Genomic DNA, 19,424 nt, shown 5'->3' with positions numbered 1-19,424 from the left:
AAGTCCAGAAGCAGCTGCGGGAAGCCATGGACATTTCGGTACGGGATGTGCAGGAACGGGCCCGGGAGGAACATAAGTTCATCTCCCGGACCGGCCAGGCCGAAGGCTCCATCCACACCACTGTGGAAGGAAGCGGCGACCATCTGGCGGGAACGGTCTACACGACCCTGCCCCATGCTGTTTATCAGCACCAGGGCACCCGTTCCCATACCATCGTGCCACGGAGCAAGACGGTGCTGCGCTGGTCCGAGGGCGGGCAGTTCGTGTTCTCAAAGCGCTCCCAGGTGAAAGGTATCCAGGCAGATCCGTTCATTTTCAACGCCTTCGACAAGGAAAAACCGGCCATCATCAGCCGGTTCAAGAAGGCAGCCGAGAAACTGGGGATGGGGTGATTTTATGGATCTGATCAAAGCAGAAGACATTACGGACGCCATCCTGAAAGGACGGGTCACGGCCGGGAACCTGGCACTGGCTAATGAAACAATCGTGCGGCTGGCAGCCACCTACGGGGTGGACGAGGCTGCCATCGTACCCAGCAACCTGCTGAAGCGGTACGGGATTGTGGAAGCCTGCCGGGCCTGCTGCCTGGAACTGGTGGGGACTGACCCCACGGTGCAGATCGGCAGCTATTCCGGCAGCCGGCAGGATGACATCTATGAACGGAAGTACAAGCTGTATGACGATCAGGCCAAGAGCCTCTTGAAAGATCTGACAGCATCGGACTTCAACGGCGGAGAAACGGAAAAAGGAGGCAGCCCATGGACGAAAACGGTGAATATTTACCGGGGATAGACGATTATTCGGCTGCCATCCGTGAGCTATTGGAGGAAGCGGTCCCGGAAATTCCCTGGGTGGAGGAAGTGAAAGGCCCAGCCCTGGGGGCATCTGCCACCGGGACCATTGCAGCGGACAACATCAAATTTAACGGACAGGACAAAGTGGACGAGGAAGGAACCATTGCCTTCAATGTGACCATAATTGTGCCCGATCAGTCAGCCCTGCGGCTGGAAGATTTGACCATGAAGGTCCGGAAGGCCCTTAATGGGACGGACGTCATGGACGGCCATGTGGATACCATCCAATTCGGCATTGCCCAGGGGCAGCGGGGCCGAAACCCCGGTGCTGCCGTCCTTGTCTACAATGTGAAAGCCTGTTTTTAAGGAGGAATGAAAATGGCAGACAAAGTTCGTGCCAAACTGGCGGCGGTACACACCAAGCTGGAAGGCAAATATGTACTTGTATACCTGAATTTCGGGGAAAGTGCTACGGAAGCCTCTCCCAAGTGGGCCATGATCGGTGGCCAGAAATCCGGTGACCTGGATCTGAGCGCTGACTCCATCGACGCCAGCGACAAGACCAGCGGCGGCTGGGGTGAAAAATATCCTGGCATCAAAACGTCTGAACTGAGCGTGGAAGGGAACATCGTCGGCGGGGACGAAGCCTATCAGGCCCTGCGTGATGCCTTCAATGCCGGGGAACCGGTGGATATCTGCCGGTACGACAGCAAGAACAAGACGGCGGACCGGAACTGGTATTCCATCACGGAACTGAGCGACGAAACGCCCCACGATGACATTGCCACCTTCTCTCTGAAGCTGGAAGGCATCGGGGCGCCGAAATACTACGAGAAACTGACCAGCGTGGATTCTGTGGGAACCACGGCTGCGGCTTCTACTACGACCACCGGAACGGGGAAATAAGGTGAACATCCATGGATATTACATATAACAAAGTGACCCGGATTGTCTGGGTCAAAGCCGGCAAGAAAACCTATCATTTCCGTCTGACCATCAACGGCCTCCAGGAGCTGGAGGCTGTTGCTTTTGGCGGGAAATCCTATTTCGACTTCCAGAAGGTCCACAACACCATGCCTCTGGCTGCTCTCATGGAAGCCTACCGGATCATGCTCTTTGCAGCCGGAGATAAGGAAGAATCCAAGGCAGCGGGGAAGGTCATCGAGGCTATTTCCCTGGAAGAAGGCATCCAGCAGGCCGAAGCGGTGTTCTTCATTACCCTGGCGGTTTCCGGCATCTTCGGGGTGAAACAGTCCAATGAGATGCTGAAGACCATGAAGGTGAAGAGCAAGGACCTGGTGGAAGAAAAAGAAGAAGCCAAACAGGAAAAGACCGAAAAAAACGTGTAGAGGGGAAATCAGCCCCCTGGACGTCCTTTGACGAATATGTGGGGCTGATCCTTCCCATCTGCTACGGGGAGCTGGGCATGACCGGGGACGAAATCGGACAGGCCACGCCCTGGGAAATCCAGAGGCGGATTGAAGGCTATGGGGTGCGGATGAAGAACCAGCGGATGTTCACCGCCTCTTTCATCACCATCCCGGTGATCAATGCCGGCTACCGATCCCCGAAACGCCCGGTGACTCCGGCAAAACTCCTCCCGGAGGACTTCAGGACGGCCACGGCCCAGGAGGAACAGGACGAATGGCTGGCCATGGCCAAGGCTGAGGAAGAAAGGAGGGAGAAACTGAAACATGAGCGACCATGAAATTACTGTAACGCTGAAGGCTGATGCCAACGGCTGCCTGAGCGTCATCAAGCAAGTCACCCGGTCTGTGGATGAACTGAGTGGCAAAAAGGTTGGCAATGCAGGCATGCCGGAGCTGGCCAACGGAGCCCAGAGGGCTTCGCAGAGCCTGAAACAGACCAAGGCTGATACAGATGCCCTGGCCAGTGCCATTGGGAAAATCAAGGGCATGATTGCCGGAGCTTTTACCGTTGGCGCCATTACCAGCCTGGGCAAAAAAGCCCTGGAAGCATCGGCGAATATGGAAGTGCTGCGGCAAGGCCTGGATTTCGTCCTGGGCTCTTCCGAGGAAACTGACAAGCTGATCAACGGAATGCGAGCCTTGGGCGAACAGTCTGCCTACGATACCAACGAATTGATTCCTCTGGCCCGTCAATGGGTCAACATGGGAGACAATGCGGAAACGGCTGTCGGGAAGATGACAAAGATTGTGGACCTGGGGTCTGCCTTTGGCCTGACTTCTGAGCAAATCGGCTCTGCTACACTAGCGCTGAGCCAGATGGCGGCAGCCGGGAAAATCAATGGGCAGGATATGCTGCAGTTGACCAATGCCAATATCCCCGCTTGGAAGCTGCTGGCAGATCATATGGGGTTGTCGGTGGCGGAACTCAGGAAGATGTCTGAAGCGGGGCAGCTGGGGGAAGATGCTATTAATGAGCTATGGAATGCAATCGAAGAGAGGACTAAAGGGGCTACAGCCAGAATGAATGGTACCTTGATGGCCGCTTTTTCCAACTTACAGGAAAGCATATCCAACAGCATGGCTGGAATTGGAGATATTATCAGTAAGTCGTTTAATCTTACAGGGATTTTAACCGGTTGGGGAGATGTAATATCTAAATTCCGAGAAGGGCTGGAACAAGTCAAAAAAGACGTCTCTAGCGTCGGGATTGGGCAGGCGATTTTAAACCAAGTGAGCGCTGTCAGCCCCGAGCTTCTGGCTGTTTTTTGGGATTTGGGAAATACAGCAAGAAATGTTTGCGATATTGTGGCATCTGGTTGGAAAAAGATTTGTGATGCTTTTGCAGACCTTGATATTACGGCCATTCTTATAATGGTGAATGACCTTTTGGAACGTATCGGTCCCATAGTTGAAGCAGCTGTGATGGTTGCCGTAGCTGCGCTTACTATGCTTGTCCAAGGTTTTGTAGCCCTGATTAATGTCGTAGCGAATGTTTACAATGCAGTTTCTCCTTATTTTGAAAATATTGGTAAAGACATAAGAAGTGTAATTGGTGGCGCCATCAAGTTTGTAACGGGCTTATGGGAAGGCTTTGTACAGCTTTGCTCTCATCCCATTGATTTTGTGGTAAACAAAATTATTCGAGGCTCTCATGATGCACCTGGTGTTATGCCTGATGGCTATGCCCAGGGCGGTGTCTTCGGCAGTTTTGCCACCGGCGGTGTCGTTGGTGGAAGAATTCCGGCCCTGGCCAATGGCGGCCAGCTGAAACATGGTACTCCAGCCGTTGTCGGGGAAGCAGGACCGGAGGCTGTAATACCTTTGAAAAAAGCTGTGTTGGGGTCTATTGGTCAATCCATTGCAGAATCTGCTAAAATCTCCAGCTTTGTACAAGGGGCTGTGGAAGATGCCGTGAGCATGGATGCCAACAAGAAGAACCCGGTGTACAACACCCGGAAATCCTTCTCTGACACGACCAAACCCAAAGACGTGGACGCCTATACCAAAATCCTGGATGAAACCAAGCAGAAGATCCTGAAAATCAACGAGGCCCAGGCCAAATTCCATGAGGAATGGCAAAAGGCCCAGGAGGATGCGGCCAAGTACACGGAAGGCGGGGAAAAGACCCTGGCCTTCCAGAAACAGATGGCCAGCAATCAGGAAAAGATTGCCAAACTCCAGGAGAAGATCAGTTCTGGGAATGGGGATGCCAAAGACGCCGAAGCGTTGAAAACGCTTCAATTGCAGACCCAGAATCGGATCGCTGAATACGAAAAGGAGAAAGCTGCTGCCATTGCTGCAGCCCAGGAAACCCAGGATGCCATCACCAACATTGACGCTGAGGCAGAAGCAGCCCGGCAGAAGGTCAAACAGCAAGCGGTTGACCAGATGGGCTCTTACGAAACCCAGGTAGCTGAGGCACAATATGCCCAGAAAAAGGCCATGATGGCCACCGAACTGGACGATTTCCTGGCCCAGATGACGGCCAAGGACGAAATTACCGGCCAAAGCTATGCTACGACCCTGGCCAATGAACAATACCTGGCCGAACAGCGCCGGGTGTGGATGGACGAACTGATGCTGGCTTCCGTCAGCTGGGGTGAGTACATGCAGACCATGCTGACCAACATGGCGGTGCAGGTCCAGGACGGGATTGCATCCGGAATTGCCCAGTGCGTGGTGGAGGGTAAGAAGTTCAGCCAAGTCATGAGTAATCTGGCCAAGACCCTCCTGAAACAGCTGATCCAGGGAGTCATCCAGAAGGTGATTTCCGGATGGATCATGGCTATGGGACTGGGGAATAACCGGCACAAGCAGGAAATGAAGAATACGGCAGCTGAAACGGAAGCTGCCGCTGCCAAAGCAACTGTTATGGCCAGCGTGGCCACAGCAGCCGTCATTGCGGCCAACCCGGCAGGGGCGGCTGGAGCAGGTGCTTTAGTTTCCAAACAGATGGGCATAGCCGCTTTCGCTGCTGGAACGATTGCAAAAGCTGCGCAGGCCGTCTTCAAAGGAAAAGAAGGCGGCATTGGGGCAGGTGACACGAATAGCGGCGTTCAGGAAACCACCACCAAAAGCACGGGACCGGCTATTCAAATCGGAGATACCAGCCTTCTGGACAAGCTCCCTGGCATGGCCACGGGCGGTGTGGTCACTGGCCCGACGGCTGCCCTGATCGGGGAAGGCCGGTATGACGAGGCAGTCCTGCCGCTGAAGCCCAGCCTGCTGGACAAACTGTTCGGCGGTGGGGACGACAACCGGCAGAATACCGTGGTGGCCACCCAGAACATCTACGGGAACATCAATTCCCGGGATGATGAAGACGACCTGTTCGGTGGCTTCAATGACATGGTCCTGGCCGGACTGCGAGGTGCGTGATGAAGCAGCTAGCAAGACACGTCCTGAAGGACACCAAACTAAAGATTGTGACCAGTGCCGGTACGGAGTATTCCCTGCCGGCTTTGTGGTCCATTTCGGATGCAGGGGCCTACACCTTCCGGAATAAGCTGGAGGACAAGGCTTTCTCCCACGGCGGCAACGTAGTGGGAGATGGCCGGATTTCCGGCCGTACCATCAAGGTGGAATTCTTCATGCACGGTGCTACGGAGCAGGATCATGACTATGCCCTGAATACGGCCTACACCTACTTCTGCCAGACCAACTATGACCTGTATGTGGGACGGTCCGACCGGAAATTCCGGGTAGCCGGCGTTTCTAAGATCACCCACAAATACCAGAAGGGCTTCCAACAGCGGTGGAGTGAGATTACGGTTTCCCTGCTGTTGGCGGACCCGTTCCGCTATGAAGGGCACACTACGAAGATCACCAAAGTGTTTCCCAGAGCGGTGGAGAATGCGGAAATCTATGTGGACAACCTGGGCAGCGTGGACACGCCATTGACGTTCCGGTTCATCCCGGTGAAGTCCATGGCCAAAATCCACATCTACCACAAACAGGCGAAAGAGGAATTCAGCCTGTCAGATGCCCTGCTGATTGCTCCGGCCACCGTGACAGTGAACGGGGATGCAGGGACCGTATGGCGGGACAAGGCCAATAGCATCAATACGTTCTCTGGGCAGTTCCTGCACGTGAAACCCGGCAAGAACCTGTTCTATTACACAGGGGACGCAGGGACCATTGAAATCAGCTTTACCAACAGGTGGTTCGTATGAGTACGATGTTCGGGAGAAGCCTTTTCGGCCATCTGATTTATGCGGGCCCAGACCAGGGCGGGGCAGGAAGCATTGACACTTCCGTCCCTGACTTTTACCCTGGCCAATTTACTGTGATTGCCTACAATAAGAGCGGTACCAAGACGGCTTATTTCGGGTCCGGGGCAGAGCATAACGCCCTGTCCAAGGTGACGTTCGAAATCGGGGAAACCGGCTGCGGCAACGTGGAACTGACCTTCCATGAGCTGCCCAGCAATGCGGAATTGGATTACATGCAGCGCATTGATATCCACCTGTTCGGGGACCGTTCTCCCTGGTATTCCGGCTATATCATCAACCGGCCGGTGAAAGGGACCACGGATACCACCTACACCTTCAAGGGCTACGGCTACTATAACCAGCTGTCCAGCTACCTGATCTTCAAGACCTACGAGAACATGGACCCGGGTGATATCGTCCGAGACATTGCGGTGGAAGCGGAAAAGCATCTTGATATTGTGTTCAACGATATCAAGATAGAGAAAGCCGGCTATACCTGTACGAAGATCGTGTTCGACGGGGTGACCATCAAGGATGCGCTGAAGACTCTGTCGGAATTTGCCACGGACTTTGTCTATGGGGTGGACGAACGGAGGAACATCTACTTCAAGCCCCGGGTGAAGGAAATCAACGAACAGGCCCGGCTGACTGTCGGCAAGCATATCACCAGCTACAGCCCCACCTGGAACGTGGACAAGGTTGTGAACTGGGTGCGGACTAAGGGCGGCAATGTGGACGACCAGGGCGAGCAATGGCTGTGCGTGGCCAAGGATGATGCCAGTATCCAGAAATATGGGTATCGGATGAAGGTGCTATCCCTGCCGTCTGCTTATGCGGTGGCCGATGCCCAGCGCTACAGTGACAACTACATTGCCCAGTACAAGGATCCCATCAAATCGGCTACGGTGAAAGGCGTCAGCCTGGAATACCCGCTGGTGGACGGGTCCTTCAACGTGCGTCATATGACCACCGAGGGCATGGCAGAGATCCGGACCCTGTCCGGAGATGTCCATGACTACCCTATCACCAAACTGAAATATACCGTTTCCCCGGATAAGGGAATCAGCTGCGACATGACCCTGGGCGAGCCGCCCTTTACCGTTGACCAGTACCTGGCCGGGGTGGAGCGGAACGCCAAGAACCTGGAACAGGCCCAGGCTACGGCCATCAAGCAGCTGCACAAGTAAGGAGGTGAGAGCATGATATACGATTATCGCCTGGACCCCTGGAACAACGTGCTGGACATCCACAATATTAGTGGGGAACGGCACCAGATTCCGACAACCAGCCCGTTTACGGTGCGGCTGTTGGAGGTGCCCCAGAAAACGGAACCAACGTCCCTTTCTGTGACCTGCAATGGGACGGCCATGACGGAAGTGGCTGCAACCCCTGAGCAGGGACAGTTCTTCCCGGATTATCGGGCCAACGTGACCGGCGACCCCAACTGGAACCGGGGTGAGTTGCTGTTCAACGCGGAGGATGCCGGGAAGACCATCACGGTATCCTACAGGGGCATGGGGACGCTGATTGACAGCCGGCTGCCGGACCAGCTGCAGATTCCGTTTACTGGCAGTCAGCAGGCTGACCGGGAAACCAACCTCAGCACGGCACCCAACAGCTGGGACTCCCAGGAGGGGAGCTCGCCCAAGGGGAGCTCCCACAAGAAGAAACCGATTTACGGCGGAAAGTTCCGGAGACACCGGGGTATCCCGGCTGGCACCTATTCCCTGCGGGAAATCCTACAGAAGCTGATCAATCTTTCCAGTTCTACTGAATTCGTGAGGACGGTAAGAGAGTGTGACTGCAACTGCAGCGATGGGTGCAGTGATGATACCGGGCCCTGAGAAGGAGGCAGCATGATTACAATCGACGATGCTCTGAATATCGAGGTATCCCAGGGTGACACCTTTTCTTTAAAGTTCAAATTCAAAAACTACAAGCTGGATACAGATGACAAGGTGGTGTTCTCCATCAAGGCCACCACCAATTCCAATGAAGTGGTCTATACGGACAGCTTCTATAATACGGGGAGCGACTTTGTGACAGTGAAAGTGCCCAAGGGGGCTCTGAATAACCTTCAGCCCGGCACCTACGTCTATGATGTGGCCATCATCAACAGCAAGACGGGCAACATCATCACCTGTTTCTTCCCGGCCAGCTTCATCATCAGAGGGGTGGCGCATAATGTCGAATAATGAGAAGACCCTGGAAATCGAAGTGGTCCAGGGGACAGAAGGAACCATTGCTTCCGGCGAGCTTTATGGGGCCGACCAGGCCCGGGCATACGCAGACAAAGCAGGACAGGCCGCCGACCGGGCTAAAGAATCCCAGAATCTGGCGGAAGCCTGGGCCCACAGTGACCAGGCCCCGGCCGGAGAAGGCACCCGGTCCAGTAAAACCTGGTCCAATGTGTCCCAAGAATGGGCAGAAAGCACTACGGCCCCGGATAATACCACCGGCTCCCGGAGTGCCAAGACCTGGTCCGATGTGGCCCGGCAATGGGCTGAGAGTGACAAGGAACCGGACGGGGTGAAGGACGCCAAGAGTGCCAAGACCTGGGCCGGGGTGGCCAATGACAACGCCAATACCGCCAGCCTGAAAGCCAATGCGGCGGCCGCCAGTGCCAACACGGCAAGCCTGCAGGCCCAGGCTGCAGCCACCAGTGCCCAGACGGCCACCACAAAGGCGGGAGAAGCGTCCACCAGCGCCAACAACGCAGCAGTGAGCGCCAAAACTGCCAGCGACAAGGCTGCGGCATCTGCTAACAGTGCTGGCCAGGCTGCGTCCAGTGCTGCGGCAGCGGCGGCCAGCGCAAAGACAGCCTCTGACAAGGCCACGGCTGCTGCTGCCAGTGCGACAGCTGCGGCAAACAGCACTACGGCAGCGGCGGGCAGTGCCAAAACATCCAGTGACCAGGCCAGTGCGGCAGCGACCAGTGCCCAGGCAGCAGCAAACAGTGCCACGGCGGCTGCAGGGAGTGCGTCTACGGCTAGCACTAAGGCCAGCGAGGCTTCCACCAGTGCAGCCGATGCTGCGTCCAGCGCCAAGGCGGCAGCGGATAAGTATACAGCCCTGGTAAACAATGACCTGCCCAAGAAGGCCAACCTGGCCGGGGCAGATTTCACCGGGAAAGTAACATTTCCGACGGCCCCGGCCGGGACCAATAACACCCAGGGGGCCACTACGGCGTTCGTTGTGGCGGCTATTGCCTCCCTGGTGAATGGCTCTCCGGCTGCCCTGGATACCCTCCAGGAACTGGCTAAAGCCATGGGCAATGACCCCAATTTCGCCACCACCATCACCAATCTGATCGGCACCAAGCTGGACAAATCGGGGACGGCGGTGAAGGCAACAGCAGATGCGGCCGGGAACAATATCCAGAGTACCTACGCCACCAAGGCTGAGATGACCAATGCAGCCAACGACGCCAAGAACGGGGCCTTGACTGGCCAGGTGCAGGCAGACTGGAATGTGACGGACACAAGCAGCAAGGCGTATGTGAAGAACAAGCCAGCGGTTGTGACTTATGAGGCAGGCCAGTACAAGGAAACCAAAGAATGGAAAAGCAACTGCGTTCAATCAATCGCAGAAGGGATGGCAACAGACCATCCAAACGCTTACAACTATGGTACTCAAGTTACTTTGGGCGTAATCGGACAGGGCGGCAATGCTAGAATCTATTTCCCGCATAGTGGTGGGATGTTTTTGAAGAATTTTTGGGGCACTGGCAATTCATCTGGATGGCTTACCATGCTCCATGACCAGAATTTTGGCATTTACGCATTGCCCAAAGATGGCACAGCCGTCAAGGCCACCGCCGACGCCGCCGGGAACAACATTCAGACGACGTATGCCACGAAGAAGGAACTGCCGACGGTGCCCTCCAAAGTCAGTGCTTTCACGAATGATTCCGGTTATGCCAAATCCTCTGACCTGGCTACCGTAGCCACCACAGGAAGCTACACGGACCTTCTGAACCTTCCGGCCATTCCTTCTAAAACATCGGAACTGACCAACGACAGCCGGTATGTTTCTACTGACGAAAACGGCAATGTGGTGCTGACCGGTACCCTGACCGCTACCCAGGTGTTCAACGCTGTTTATAACGACTATGCAGAGTTCTTCCCCAGGGGTGAAGATACGGAACGGGGCGACATTATCGCCTGCGACGAAGCTAGCACCCGGGAACAGTACGTGAAGGCCACGGACAAGAGCCTGTGCGTGGTGGGGGTTCATTCGGAAGAATTTGCCCAGATTATTGGCGGGCTCCAGGTGGAAGAAGGCAAGGGTGTCATGGAAACCAACATCCGGCAATTCATCCCGGTGGCCATGGCCGGCCGTGTCCACGTGAAGTATTTCGGCAAGGCAATCGTGGGGACAAAGGTAGTCCCCTCTGAAATCCCCGGCGTGGGGAGAGCCTGGCAGGAAGGAGACAGCCTGGACCACGTGGTGGGCAGGATCGTGGAACCGGATACACGCCAGGATGTCCGGCTGGTGAAAATCCTGGTAGGGAGGTAATGCATGGGAGACTTTTTGAAGAGAAACATCAACACCATCTTCCTGATGCTGGGGAACGGCTGCAACATGAACTGCCGGTACTGTCTGCAGCATCCCCTGGTGGAAAAGAGCCTGTCCGGCCACGTGAATCCGGACGTGTACCGGTTCATCCGGCAGGTGGTGGAGGAAAACGACGAAAAGACGGAACTGGGGCTGCACTTCTATGGAGGTGAGCCCCTTATCTATTTCCCGCTGATGAAAGAAATCATCGGGAAGCTGAAAGACGTGAAGGGCATCCGGTTCAGCACCATCAGCAACGGCAAGGCCATCACGGATGAAATGGTGGAGCTGTTCAACAGCCTGCCCCTCTACGTGTGCATCAGCTGGGACGGTCACAACGTGCTGCAGACCCGGGGCTATGATGTGTTCGCCAAGGGGAGCAAGACCCGTGAACGACTGCTGAAGCTGGACCACCTGGGAGTAAGCGCTGTGCTTTCCGCCTACAACTACCCCCAGGAGGCCTGCGACGCCTTCCAGGAGCTGAGCAAGGATTATTTCGATATCCACGGGTATCCTCTGTCCTTTAACCACGACACCATCATGGACACTGGCCTGGGGGACAAGTCCCTGCTGGACATGGACTATGACAGGGTGGAACGGGAAGTGGGGACCATGATGGACCGGTACATGAAGTACCGGCTGGGCCAGGGAAAAATGAAATTCGCCGAGCTGGCCTTCATCGAAAGCCGGTTCAATGCTCTGTACAGCTATCTGCGCAAGGATGGGGACTTCTGGAGCCGCCAGTGGTGCCCCTGCAACAACGGCTACAGCGTGCTGAATCTGGACTTGGCCGGGAACCTGTATCCCTGCCACAATACCAGCCATAAGGCTGGGAGCATCTATGATCCCTATTTCAAGTATCTCAACGAGGTGCTGAAGACGGACACCACCTTTGCCCGTCGGCCCCAGTGCCTGGAGTGCCCGGCAGTGGCTTCCTGCAAAGGTGGCTGCAAACTGGTGGCCCCGGAGAACATGGAAAAGGGGTTGTGCCGGTTGCGGCAGGCCATCTTCGTGCCCATCTTGCAGGCTACCCTGGCCTACGGGAAAGAAATCATGGAGGCAGGAAATGGCTAAGAACGGTCCCATCACCAAGACTACCTGGACGGCTATGGCTGCTGGGGATAAGGTGACGGCGGCCAATATTACAGAACTCCAGACGGCCATTGCAGCACTGGAGGGCTACGCCAAGAATGTGGATAACTGCGGTTTCACCAATTTCTGCCAGAAGTGCCAGTCCTGTCAGGGGTGCCAGAGCTGCCAAAGTAAAACCTGCCAGTCTACCAGCTGCCAGGGGTGCCAGAGTCAGCGCTGCCAAAAATGCCAGCTAAACTATGTAAAAAACTGCGACTGCGACTGCAGAAATGGCTGCAGTGATGACAGTTGAAGGAGGTGGCCATGGATAAAGGAAATAAAGTGAAAACCACGGACATGATCGCCCTACAGTCGGACCTGATGACCATCGCCGCCGGTATGAAACGGATGAACCGACTGAAAGAGGCCAACCATCTGGAAATGCGGACCTTTACAGGTAAGATCCTGGCGGCTGATGTGGCTGATATTCGGGCCGCCATTAATGGACTGGAATACAGTGCCTCCAACGACTGCTGTGAATCCAACTGCTGTCAGACCTGTGAGGGTTGTCAGACACAGAGCTGTCAGTCAAGTACCTGTCAGAGTTGCCAGGGCTGTCAAACTTGCCAGTCCTGTCAGGGGTGGAGATACAGTCAGTGCCATTCGATCAACTGTACTCAATGCTCAGTCGTCCAGTGCCATGAAAGACACAGAAGTGATACCGGCGATGGGGGATGACCATAAGGAGGGAAAAACATGATTGTGCAAGGAGACGTATTGACCAACGAAGGCCCGAAGGCCATCGAGGAAATCAAGAAAGGGGATATTGTCATCAATCTGGGGAACCGCCCCTGCCGGGTGGTGAAGGTGGAGAAAGCGGACGTGACGGAGGTCATCCGCTTCCAGAACAATCCGGACCTGCTGGTTTCCCGGGATTCCGGCCTTGCCACCCGGTACGGGATGCTGGAAGGTGAGACCGTCAAGCCCCACGCCAAAGAAGAAATGCTCTACCAGTGCGAAGCTCCCTGCTTTTACGATACCCTGGAACCGGGTACGCTGGACAGTCCGCAGCCGGGCTATGAGCTGACGGTAGACAGCGGGGACGGGGTGTTCGTGGACGGCTACGGCATCTATGTGAAGAAGGAGGGCGAACGTGCTTAGCGTACTGTATAACTCTGATTCGGTGGCCACCCGGGATGACGGGGCGGTCAAGATCACCATCAAAGGGATGTATCTCAAGACCGAAGTGATAGACAAGAACGGGACGGTGGAGGGCTTTGATGTCATCAAGGCCCTGCGGTCCTACAGCTCTTATACCCTGGTCCATCGTTCCGGTTTTGTGAAGGTTTTTCGGAAGATTTCCCAATCAGATTACAAATTCCTGGACCTGAACCGGCTGGGGGTGTCCATTCGGATGGACTTCCAGAACATCTGCCAGCTCTACGGAGATTATGACGTTCTGCAGGTAGACACGGGGCTTATCACCCCCACCAGCCGGGATATCATTATCCGGGTGTTCGAGATCCACAAGGACAACATTCTGGTGGATGCGGACAGTGAATATACCTTTTCTGACTTCAGCACGGCGGCCCTTGAATTCGGGGATCATCCCCGGTTCAATCTCTGGGACAGCTATGCCCTGGTGGTGAATGGCCGGGAGCTGAAGGCCAACCGGAAGGGCACGGTGTACGACGGGGATTTTGCTACGCCCATCGTCTGCCCGGAAGGCCAGGACTACATGGAACTGGAAATCCGGAAGTACAAAGGGAACTTCGACACCACAGCCGGTCCCCTGACCCGGGCGGAGGACTGTGAAGGCGTGATGATCCACGCCAGCGCCGGACTGCTCAACGCCACCCGGGTCCGGCTGGACCATGGTGTGGCCAGGGTACGGTTCTACCCGCTGGGGTACACGGGTGAAATCAAGATCAAGCTGGGCCGGAAATGGTACGAAGTCTGGAACGAGTACAACCTGATTGTGGGTGAGACGAAATGAAGAGCGTGACCATCTACCTGGGCAGCCGGTGCAATATGAACTGTGCCTACTGCCACCGGGAGCCGGACCCGGAGGAAACAAAGGGACTGCCTCCCGAATTTTATGAACGGCTGAAAACCATGGCCCGGGAAGGGCCGCTGACGGTGAAGTTCATGGGCGGGGAGCCCACCCTGTACATGGACACCATCAAAAAGGTGGTGGCGGCTGTGCCTGGTGCCCATTTTGCCGTGGCTACCAACGGCAGGGATCTAGAGAAGTATCTGCCGTTTTTTCGGCAGCATCAGTTCAGAATTGCCCTGAGCTATGACGGTGGGGATGTGGATCTGCGGGGGTTCAACCCGTTGGAGAAGCTGGTGGATTATCCATACCTGAGCATCAGCACCACGATCTTCCATGGAAATACCGATTTCCGGAAGATCCTGGCTCAATTCCGGGAGAAACGGGAAAAAGGAATGAAGATCTCTTTCTTTCCACACCTGGTGCACCACACCAGCCCAGCCAATGCAGCCTATGCCCTGACGAAGGAAGACTACGCCAGCGTGCTGAGGCAATGGAAGGAATTGGTCCTGGAGCTGGTGGAAGGATTCAAAGAAACGGGGAATATCAACTGGGAACTGACAGCCCTGTTCTATGGCCTGTTTCGCCGACTGGAAGCCAACTATCAGTATGGCGAAACATACTGCTTCAACCGGAATCTGTGGAAGGTGGGTCCTACGGGCAAGCTGTTCAGCTGCTTCTACATCCGGGATGTTCCTCTGGACCCGGAAAACTGGCAGGAGCAGCAGGCCGCCCTTCTGGACTACCTGTTCCCCAAATGCAAGGGGTGCAGGGTCTACGGGATGTGCGGCGGAGGCTGTCACAAGAGCCTGGACCATGAGCAGGAATGTGAATTCTACTATGCCCTGTACACCTGGTTCCAGGAATTGGCCGACAAGGAGCCGGCAGTCTGGAGGCTGGGCAATGCTTTACAGTAAGGACAGTGTGTTCGTCGTGTTCCCGGACTGTATCCAGAGCAGCCAGAAGGAAGAACTGTGGGTGGACCTGGTGGGGAGCCGGCTGGAGATCGTCCATAACGGCAACCCCATGACCATCGACCTGGATGCCCTGGCACCCTGCTCCTCTACCCAGGTGGTGACAGGCAGGGCCGGGGACATGGTGCTGTACAACTACCGGGAACTGTTAATGATCTACGGGCTGAAACCCCTGGAGTTCCTGCAAGTTTTCCGGCTGCATGGCTGGGTGCAGGTGGATAAGACCCACCGGGGTGTATTCGTGAAGATCTTCTGCCCCCAGGAACAGCAGGATCCACGGAGCAGCCGGACGGACTGGAGCAGGGTCCAACATGTCGGCCCTGGTGAGCTGCATCCGGTTGATCGGAAAAACTCCTGGGCCTTTACCCTGGAAGATTACCAGATTACCGGCCGGGTGTTGCACGTCACCGGGACGCTGTGGAAATCCCCATTGTGGCAGGATGAAATCCTGTATTTCAACCATGGGGGCCAGGCAATCCCCCTGCAGGAAGGGGAGAACAGCTTCAACCTGCTCTATGTGCCTGGGGAAGATGCTTATATGGGGACGAAGTACAGCCGGTATCCTGGCCGGCGTATCAAGCTGACGGAGGGGAAAAAGTGAAAGATATTGTAATTGAAGGACTGAGTACGCTGGTAAGCCTGCTGCTGGGCGGCCTGGCCGGCTATGTGATTGCGTATGTGACCGGCCTCAGAGCCGTACGGAAAGGGATGCAGCTGATCCTTAGGGCATCGCTCAATGACATGTACGTCCGGTTCCAGGAAACCGCCCCCACAGCCGAAGAAAAACAGGTGTGGCAGGAAATGTATGGCGTGTATGAGCACCTTGCAGATAACGGGGTGATGAACGCCAAGCATGAGGAAGTACTCCACATGGCGGAAATGGTGCGAAAATGAAAGGAGTCCACGGGGCACTGCTGAACCTGCTGGGGGCCATGGGCCGCATGAAGGTCCGGGGTCTGCCCCGGGCCCTGGTCATCGTGCTGATGCTGCTGATTATCGGCAGCATCCTTTTATACTGGGCTGGCTGGATCTGGCTGTGGGCAGCCATGGGGCGGGTGGATCTCCCGGCCCTGAACATGTTGCTCCAGACCTTGACCGGCGTGTCCTTCATCGCAGCCGTAGGCTTCATCGGGAAAAGCTTGGTGGACGATGATGGGGATGGTGTACCAGACGATTGGGAAAAGAAAGAAGGAGAAGAAAATGAAAGTATACATCAACCCAGGCCATGACCTGGAATATGACAGCGGCGCTATCCATACAGATGGAAATGGGGATGTGGACCTGCGGGAGTGCGACGTAGCTGCCCGGATCGGAGCCCTGGCTAAACAGTACCTGGAAGCCGCCGGGTGCCAGGTCCGGATGCTCCAGAGCGACAACTTGTGCAATGATAGCGAGTACTCTGACCGCCCGGTGGCTGTCTGCGACGATGCCAATGGATGGGGCGCCGACGTTTTTGTGTCCATCCACTGCAATGCCTGCGCCGGACATGATGCCCGGGGAACTGAGACCTGGTGCTTTGCAGAGGGTACGGACGGGGCCAGACTGGCCGAAAAAATCCAGGCGCAGATGGTGGCCAGCATCAACACCACAGATAGAGGCGTCAAGGTCATGCCCGGGCTCATGGTGTTAAAGCATACCGACATGCCGGCCTGTCTGGTGGAGACCGCCTTCATTGACAACGATGCAGACGCTGAACTTCTGCGGACCGGGTACGATGATTTCGCTCGGGCCATCGCCAGAGGTGTTACGGACTATCAGCAGACCAAAATGGGCCAATAAAATCATCAAAACAATGAAAACGGCGTATGGGGCTACTGCTGGCCTCATACGCCGTTTTTCTGCTATACGCTACTACGTACTTGCAAAAAAAATAAATCAGCTCAAAACGCAAATTAGGAGGTGGCTTTTCATGGAACAGGAAACAAAATGGAGAATCATCCTGGCCATTGCCGGAGCCTGTGCCCTCTGTATCATCGGGGGTCTGATCTATGGCTGCGGCCGGGAAAAGAAAGAGGAACCCAAGGTCCTGGACTACCAGCAGACCACGGACCCGGCCACCATCCAGAAGAAACTGGACGTGGACCAGGGGACGGCCAGGGAAATCACCAGGGAAATCTATCATGTGCAGCAATCCGATGCCCCACCGGGCATTACCTACTATGTCCAGGCCCCGGACGTGGAAGCCGGAGCCCGGCAGGTGGCCAAAGATATCCAGGCAGGCAAGCCAACCGTCCCCGCTGCAGCAGCGGAAAAGACGGACAGGACTGTGGTCACGGCCGACACCAATCGGCAGAAGGTTGATGTGTATAAAATCAACCTGCGCCGGACCCATAAAGTAAAAGCCGGTATCATGACAGCAGACGGAAAAACCTATGGCGGGATTGGGTACCAGGCTGGTAAATGGGAAGGGATGATCTACACCCGAAGTGGCAGAAAGGTGGATGCTGCGGCTATTACCTATACCCTGGCGGAGTGGTAAAAGAAAACCCGTAAGGCTAGGAAATACCTGGCTTTACGGGTGATTTTTTTGCTTAAAAGCATTGACAAATAAACAAGAAAGTAGTATACTTAAATCATCAAGAGGAAGGGAGGATGAGAAAATGTGTTAGATAAAATAGCAAAAATAATCGCTATCATAGCAGGGGTTCTTGAAATCCTGGACAGATTGCAAAACCTGCTTAGATAGCGACTGACAGCCGAAGGGTGGGGGGATATCCACCCACCCCTTCTAGGGGTATCATATCACGAAAGGGGAATGATATCAATGAAAAGACTTAAATTCACTGATGTGTTTATGACCATTCTGATTATACTCAGCGCTTTACGGTGGTCTTCCATATATGATCATATGATAGCAGGCTGCTTCCTCCTGTATGCTGTCATTCGTGCCATATCTGTTTTGCGGGGGTGATTTAATGACCGATAAAAAGCAATGGGGTGGCCGTCGTCCGAATCAAACCGGACGGCCAAAAGGTACGACTAAACCTGAGGGCGTCCGTCCTCAACACCAGCTCCGTGCCTATGATGATGAATGGGATCTGATTCGGCGTTTTGCCCGTCTGGTAAAGCATGGGAAAATGGAAGCCTGTAAAGCTGCATTGGACCAATTAGAAGCGGCAGACGGCAAATAAACGGCAAAAATTTGACGGGAAATATGGTATATATTGGAAAAAAATACGGTGGCCATTGCGTGGCCACCGTGAATTATACTATGGTTTAGAAACTCTGGACAAAACGCCTCTGTATGGGCTATAATATAAGAATCTGATATGTGGAGGGAATACCTGTGGCTTTAGATATATTGATGGTTCTTGATGTGATCGTGAGCGTCCTGCTGATCGGGTCCATCCTGCTCCAGTCTGGCAAAAGTGCCGGGTTCAGCGGTCTGGGCGGGGGAGAATCCCTGTTTGGGGGCAAACCCACGGACATGGATGAGGCGCTGGCACGGATCACCGTTGTGCTGGGGCTGATTTTCGCTGTTATCAACGTGGCAATTGCCCGCCTGCAGTAAGCAATTAAAGAACGTTCACACATTTCACAGTGGCATTGCCTGGCAGGGTAATGCCATTTTTGCTATGGGGAAGGAGGCGATGGGGATGCTCCAGGGCGCGGAACCGTATTTCTGGCAGGGGCAAAACGGCAAAGGGGTGCTGCTGGTCCACGGCTTTACCGGCAGCCCTTCGGAACTCCGGGAACTGGGGGAGGACCTGCACCGGAAGGGGTATACGGTGGAAGGGCTTCTCCTGGCAGGCCACGGCACGGATCCCCATGATCTGCTGGAGGTAACGGCGGAACAGTGGGAAGCCCAGGTGCGGCAGGGAGTGGCCCATCTTCGGGAAATCTGCGCCCAGGTAACGGTCATCGGCCTTTCCATGGGCGGGCTGCTGACCCTGTATGCCGGAGCAGAGACAAAAGCGGACAAGCTGGTGGTGCTCTCCACCCCCATCTATCTCTACGACTGGCGGGTGTACTTCCTCTGGCTGGCGGACCGGCTGCCCTACTGGGCCATTCCCAAAAATCCCCGGACCATCGACGCTCCTGCCCGGTACAATGTGGCCTACCGGTGCATGCCCATCAAAGCGGTCCACCAGCTGGTGCGGCTGCTGAAGGCGGTGAAGGGAAAATACCTGCCCAAGGTCCGGCAGCCCCTTCTGATCATCCAGTCCCAAACGGACCACACGGTGCGCCCGGAAAGTGCCCTGTACATCCAGGAACATGCCGCCTCAGACCAGAAACAGCTGCTGTGGGTAAAACAGGCCCGGCATGTGATGACATTATACAAAGGCCGGCAGGCCATTTATGCTGCCATCGAGGCCTTTTTGGAGGAATAGAAA

General features: G+C 55.3%; 26 protein-coding genes. All 26 read left to right on the top strand.

Translation table 11 applies throughout. The features are described 5' to 3' along the window. The first annotated feature begins 26 nt into the window (after nucleotides 1-26). Nucleotides 27-392 (top strand): hypothetical protein, encoded by a 366-nt coding sequence (locus tag FX155_RS07775; protein WP_229778489.1) that lies wholly within the window; start codon nucleotides 27-29, stop codon nucleotides 390-392. A gap of 4 nt (nucleotides 393-396) precedes the next feature. Beyond that, nucleotides 397-792 (top strand): hypothetical protein, encoded by a 396-nt coding sequence (locus tag FX155_RS07770; protein WP_154488324.1) that lies wholly within the window; start codon nucleotides 397-399, stop codon nucleotides 790-792. Further along, nucleotides 759-1,160, top strand: coding sequence for a hypothetical protein (locus tag FX155_RS07765; protein WP_154488323.1), 402 nt, complete (start codon nucleotides 759-761; stop codon nucleotides 1,158-1,160). Before FX155_RS07770 ends, FX155_RS07765 begins: the two co-directional genes overlap by 34 nt. A gap of 12 nt (nucleotides 1,161-1,172) precedes the next feature. Further along, on the top strand, nucleotides 1,173-1,700 hold the full coding sequence (locus FX155_RS07760) for a phage tail tube protein (protein WP_229778488.1): 528 nt from the start codon (nucleotides 1,173-1,175) through the stop codon (nucleotides 1,698-1,700). Nucleotides 1,701-1,711: 11 nt separating this feature from the next. Continuing rightward, nucleotides 1,712-2,143: a hypothetical protein gene (locus tag FX155_RS07755; RefSeq protein WP_106787900.1), complete on the top strand. Its 432-nt coding sequence runs from the start codon at nucleotides 1,712-1,714 to the stop codon at nucleotides 2,141-2,143. A 38-nt stretch (nucleotides 2,144-2,181) separates the two neighbouring features. Further along, nucleotides 2,182-2,502 (top strand): hypothetical protein, encoded by a 321-nt coding sequence (locus tag FX155_RS07750; RefSeq protein ID WP_326831126.1) that lies wholly within the window; start codon nucleotides 2,182-2,184, stop codon nucleotides 2,500-2,502. Nucleotides 2,503-2,710: 208 nt separating this feature from the next. Next, entirely contained in the window at nucleotides 2,711-5,602 is a 2,892-nt protein-coding gene (locus FX155_RS07745) for a tape measure protein (RefSeq protein ID WP_229778487.1), read from the top strand. Continuing rightward, complete coding sequence (locus tag FX155_RS07740; protein ID WP_154488319.1) at nucleotides 5,602-6,396, top strand: phage distal tail protein; 795 nt, start codon at nucleotides 5,602-5,604, stop codon at nucleotides 6,394-6,396. The genes FX155_RS07745 and FX155_RS07740 overlap by 1 nt, the downstream gene beginning before the upstream one ends. Continuing rightward, nucleotides 6,393-7,622 (top strand): XkdQ/YqbQ family protein, encoded by a 1,230-nt coding sequence (locus FX155_RS07735; RefSeq protein WP_071142625.1) that lies wholly within the window; start codon nucleotides 6,393-6,395, stop codon nucleotides 7,620-7,622. The genes FX155_RS07740 and FX155_RS07735 overlap by 4 nt, the downstream gene beginning before the upstream one ends. A gap of 12 nt (nucleotides 7,623-7,634) precedes the next feature. After that, a complete protein-coding gene (locus tag FX155_RS07730; protein WP_154488318.1) occupies nucleotides 7,635-8,279 on the top strand; it encodes a hypothetical protein in 645 nt (214 codons plus the stop codon). A 12-nt stretch (nucleotides 8,280-8,291) separates the two neighbouring features. Beyond that, the gene (locus tag FX155_RS07725; protein ID WP_154488317.1) at nucleotides 8,292-8,630 is read left to right on the top strand and encodes a hypothetical protein; all 339 of its coding nucleotides are present in this window, start codon (nucleotides 8,292-8,294) and stop codon (nucleotides 8,628-8,630) included. Next, on the top strand, nucleotides 8,620-10,953 hold the full coding sequence (locus tag FX155_RS07720) for a hypothetical protein (protein ID WP_154488316.1): 2,334 nt from the start codon (nucleotides 8,620-8,622) through the stop codon (nucleotides 10,951-10,953). Before FX155_RS07725 ends, FX155_RS07720 begins: the two co-directional genes overlap by 11 nt. 3 nt (nucleotides 10,954-10,956) lie before the next feature. Next, complete coding sequence (locus FX155_RS07715; RefSeq protein ID WP_154488315.1) at nucleotides 10,957-12,066, top strand: radical SAM/SPASM domain-containing protein; 1,110 nt, start codon at nucleotides 10,957-10,959, stop codon at nucleotides 12,064-12,066. Beyond that, nucleotides 12,059-12,376 carry a hypothetical protein gene (locus tag FX155_RS07710; protein WP_154488314.1) on the top strand — a complete coding sequence of 106 codons (318 nt, stop codon included), beginning with the start codon at nucleotides 12,059-12,061 and terminating at the stop codon, nucleotides 12,374-12,376. The genes FX155_RS07715 and FX155_RS07710 overlap by 8 nt, the downstream gene beginning before the upstream one ends. Before the next feature lie 11 nt (nucleotides 12,377-12,387). Then, nucleotides 12,388-12,801 carry a hypothetical protein gene (locus tag FX155_RS07705; RefSeq protein ID WP_154488313.1) on the top strand — a complete coding sequence of 138 codons (414 nt, stop codon included), beginning with the start codon at nucleotides 12,388-12,390 and terminating at the stop codon, nucleotides 12,799-12,801. 18 nt (nucleotides 12,802-12,819) lie between these two features. Beyond that, complete coding sequence (locus FX155_RS07700; RefSeq protein WP_154488312.1) at nucleotides 12,820-13,224, top strand: hypothetical protein; 405 nt, start codon at nucleotides 12,820-12,822, stop codon at nucleotides 13,222-13,224. After that, nucleotides 13,217-14,059: a hypothetical protein gene (locus FX155_RS07695; protein WP_326831125.1), complete on the top strand. Its 843-nt coding sequence runs from the start codon at nucleotides 13,217-13,219 to the stop codon at nucleotides 14,057-14,059. The genes FX155_RS07700 and FX155_RS07695 overlap by 8 nt, the downstream gene beginning before the upstream one ends. Beyond that, nucleotides 14,056-15,033 (top strand): radical SAM protein, encoded by a 978-nt coding sequence (locus FX155_RS07690; protein WP_154488311.1) that lies wholly within the window; start codon nucleotides 14,056-14,058, stop codon nucleotides 15,031-15,033. The genes FX155_RS07695 and FX155_RS07690 overlap by 4 nt, the downstream gene beginning before the upstream one ends. Next, on the top strand, nucleotides 15,020-15,691 hold the full coding sequence (locus FX155_RS07685; RefSeq protein ID WP_154488310.1) for a hypothetical protein: 672 nt from the start codon (nucleotides 15,020-15,022) through the stop codon (nucleotides 15,689-15,691). The genes FX155_RS07690 and FX155_RS07685 overlap by 14 nt, the downstream gene beginning before the upstream one ends. Beyond that, a complete protein-coding gene (locus tag FX155_RS07680) occupies nucleotides 15,688-15,984 on the top strand; it encodes a hypothetical protein (protein WP_009014687.1) in 297 nt (98 codons plus the stop codon). The genes FX155_RS07685 and FX155_RS07680 overlap by 4 nt, the downstream gene beginning before the upstream one ends. Continuing rightward, nucleotides 15,981-16,319 carry a hypothetical protein gene (locus tag FX155_RS07675; protein ID WP_154488309.1) on the top strand — a complete coding sequence of 113 codons (339 nt, stop codon included), beginning with the start codon at nucleotides 15,981-15,983 and terminating at the stop codon, nucleotides 16,317-16,319. Before FX155_RS07680 ends, FX155_RS07675 begins: the two co-directional genes overlap by 4 nt. Beyond that, nucleotides 16,291-16,869, top strand: coding sequence for an N-acetylmuramoyl-L-alanine amidase family protein (locus FX155_RS07670; RefSeq protein ID WP_154488308.1), 579 nt, complete (start codon nucleotides 16,291-16,293; stop codon nucleotides 16,867-16,869). The genes FX155_RS07675 and FX155_RS07670 overlap by 29 nt, the downstream gene beginning before the upstream one ends. 130 nt (nucleotides 16,870-16,999) lie before the next feature. Beyond that, nucleotides 17,000-17,569, top strand: coding sequence for a hypothetical protein (locus FX155_RS07665; protein WP_154488307.1), 570 nt, complete (start codon nucleotides 17,000-17,002; stop codon nucleotides 17,567-17,569). A gap of 436 nt (nucleotides 17,570-18,005) precedes the next feature. Continuing rightward, on the top strand, nucleotides 18,006-18,221 hold the full coding sequence (locus FX155_RS07660; RefSeq protein WP_154488306.1) for a hypothetical protein: 216 nt from the start codon (nucleotides 18,006-18,008) through the stop codon (nucleotides 18,219-18,221). A 155-nt stretch (nucleotides 18,222-18,376) separates the two neighbouring features. Then, nucleotides 18,377-18,601, top strand: coding sequence for a preprotein translocase subunit SecG (gene secG / locus FX155_RS07655; protein ID WP_022488090.1), 225 nt, complete (start codon nucleotides 18,377-18,379; stop codon nucleotides 18,599-18,601). A gap of 85 nt (nucleotides 18,602-18,686) precedes the next feature. Next, nucleotides 18,687-19,421, top strand: a complete 735-nt coding sequence (locus tag FX155_RS07650; protein WP_154488305.1) for an alpha/beta hydrolase — start codon at nucleotides 18,687-18,689, stop codon at nucleotides 19,419-19,421. Nucleotides 19,422-19,424: the final 3 nt, after the last annotated feature.

The organism is Acidaminococcus fermentans (assembly GCF_009696675.1).
In the GTDB taxonomy this organism is placed as follows: domain Bacteria; phylum Bacillota; class Negativicutes; order Acidaminococcales; family Acidaminococcaceae; genus Acidaminococcus.
This window is presented reverse-complemented; position numbering and strand designations above follow the sequence as displayed.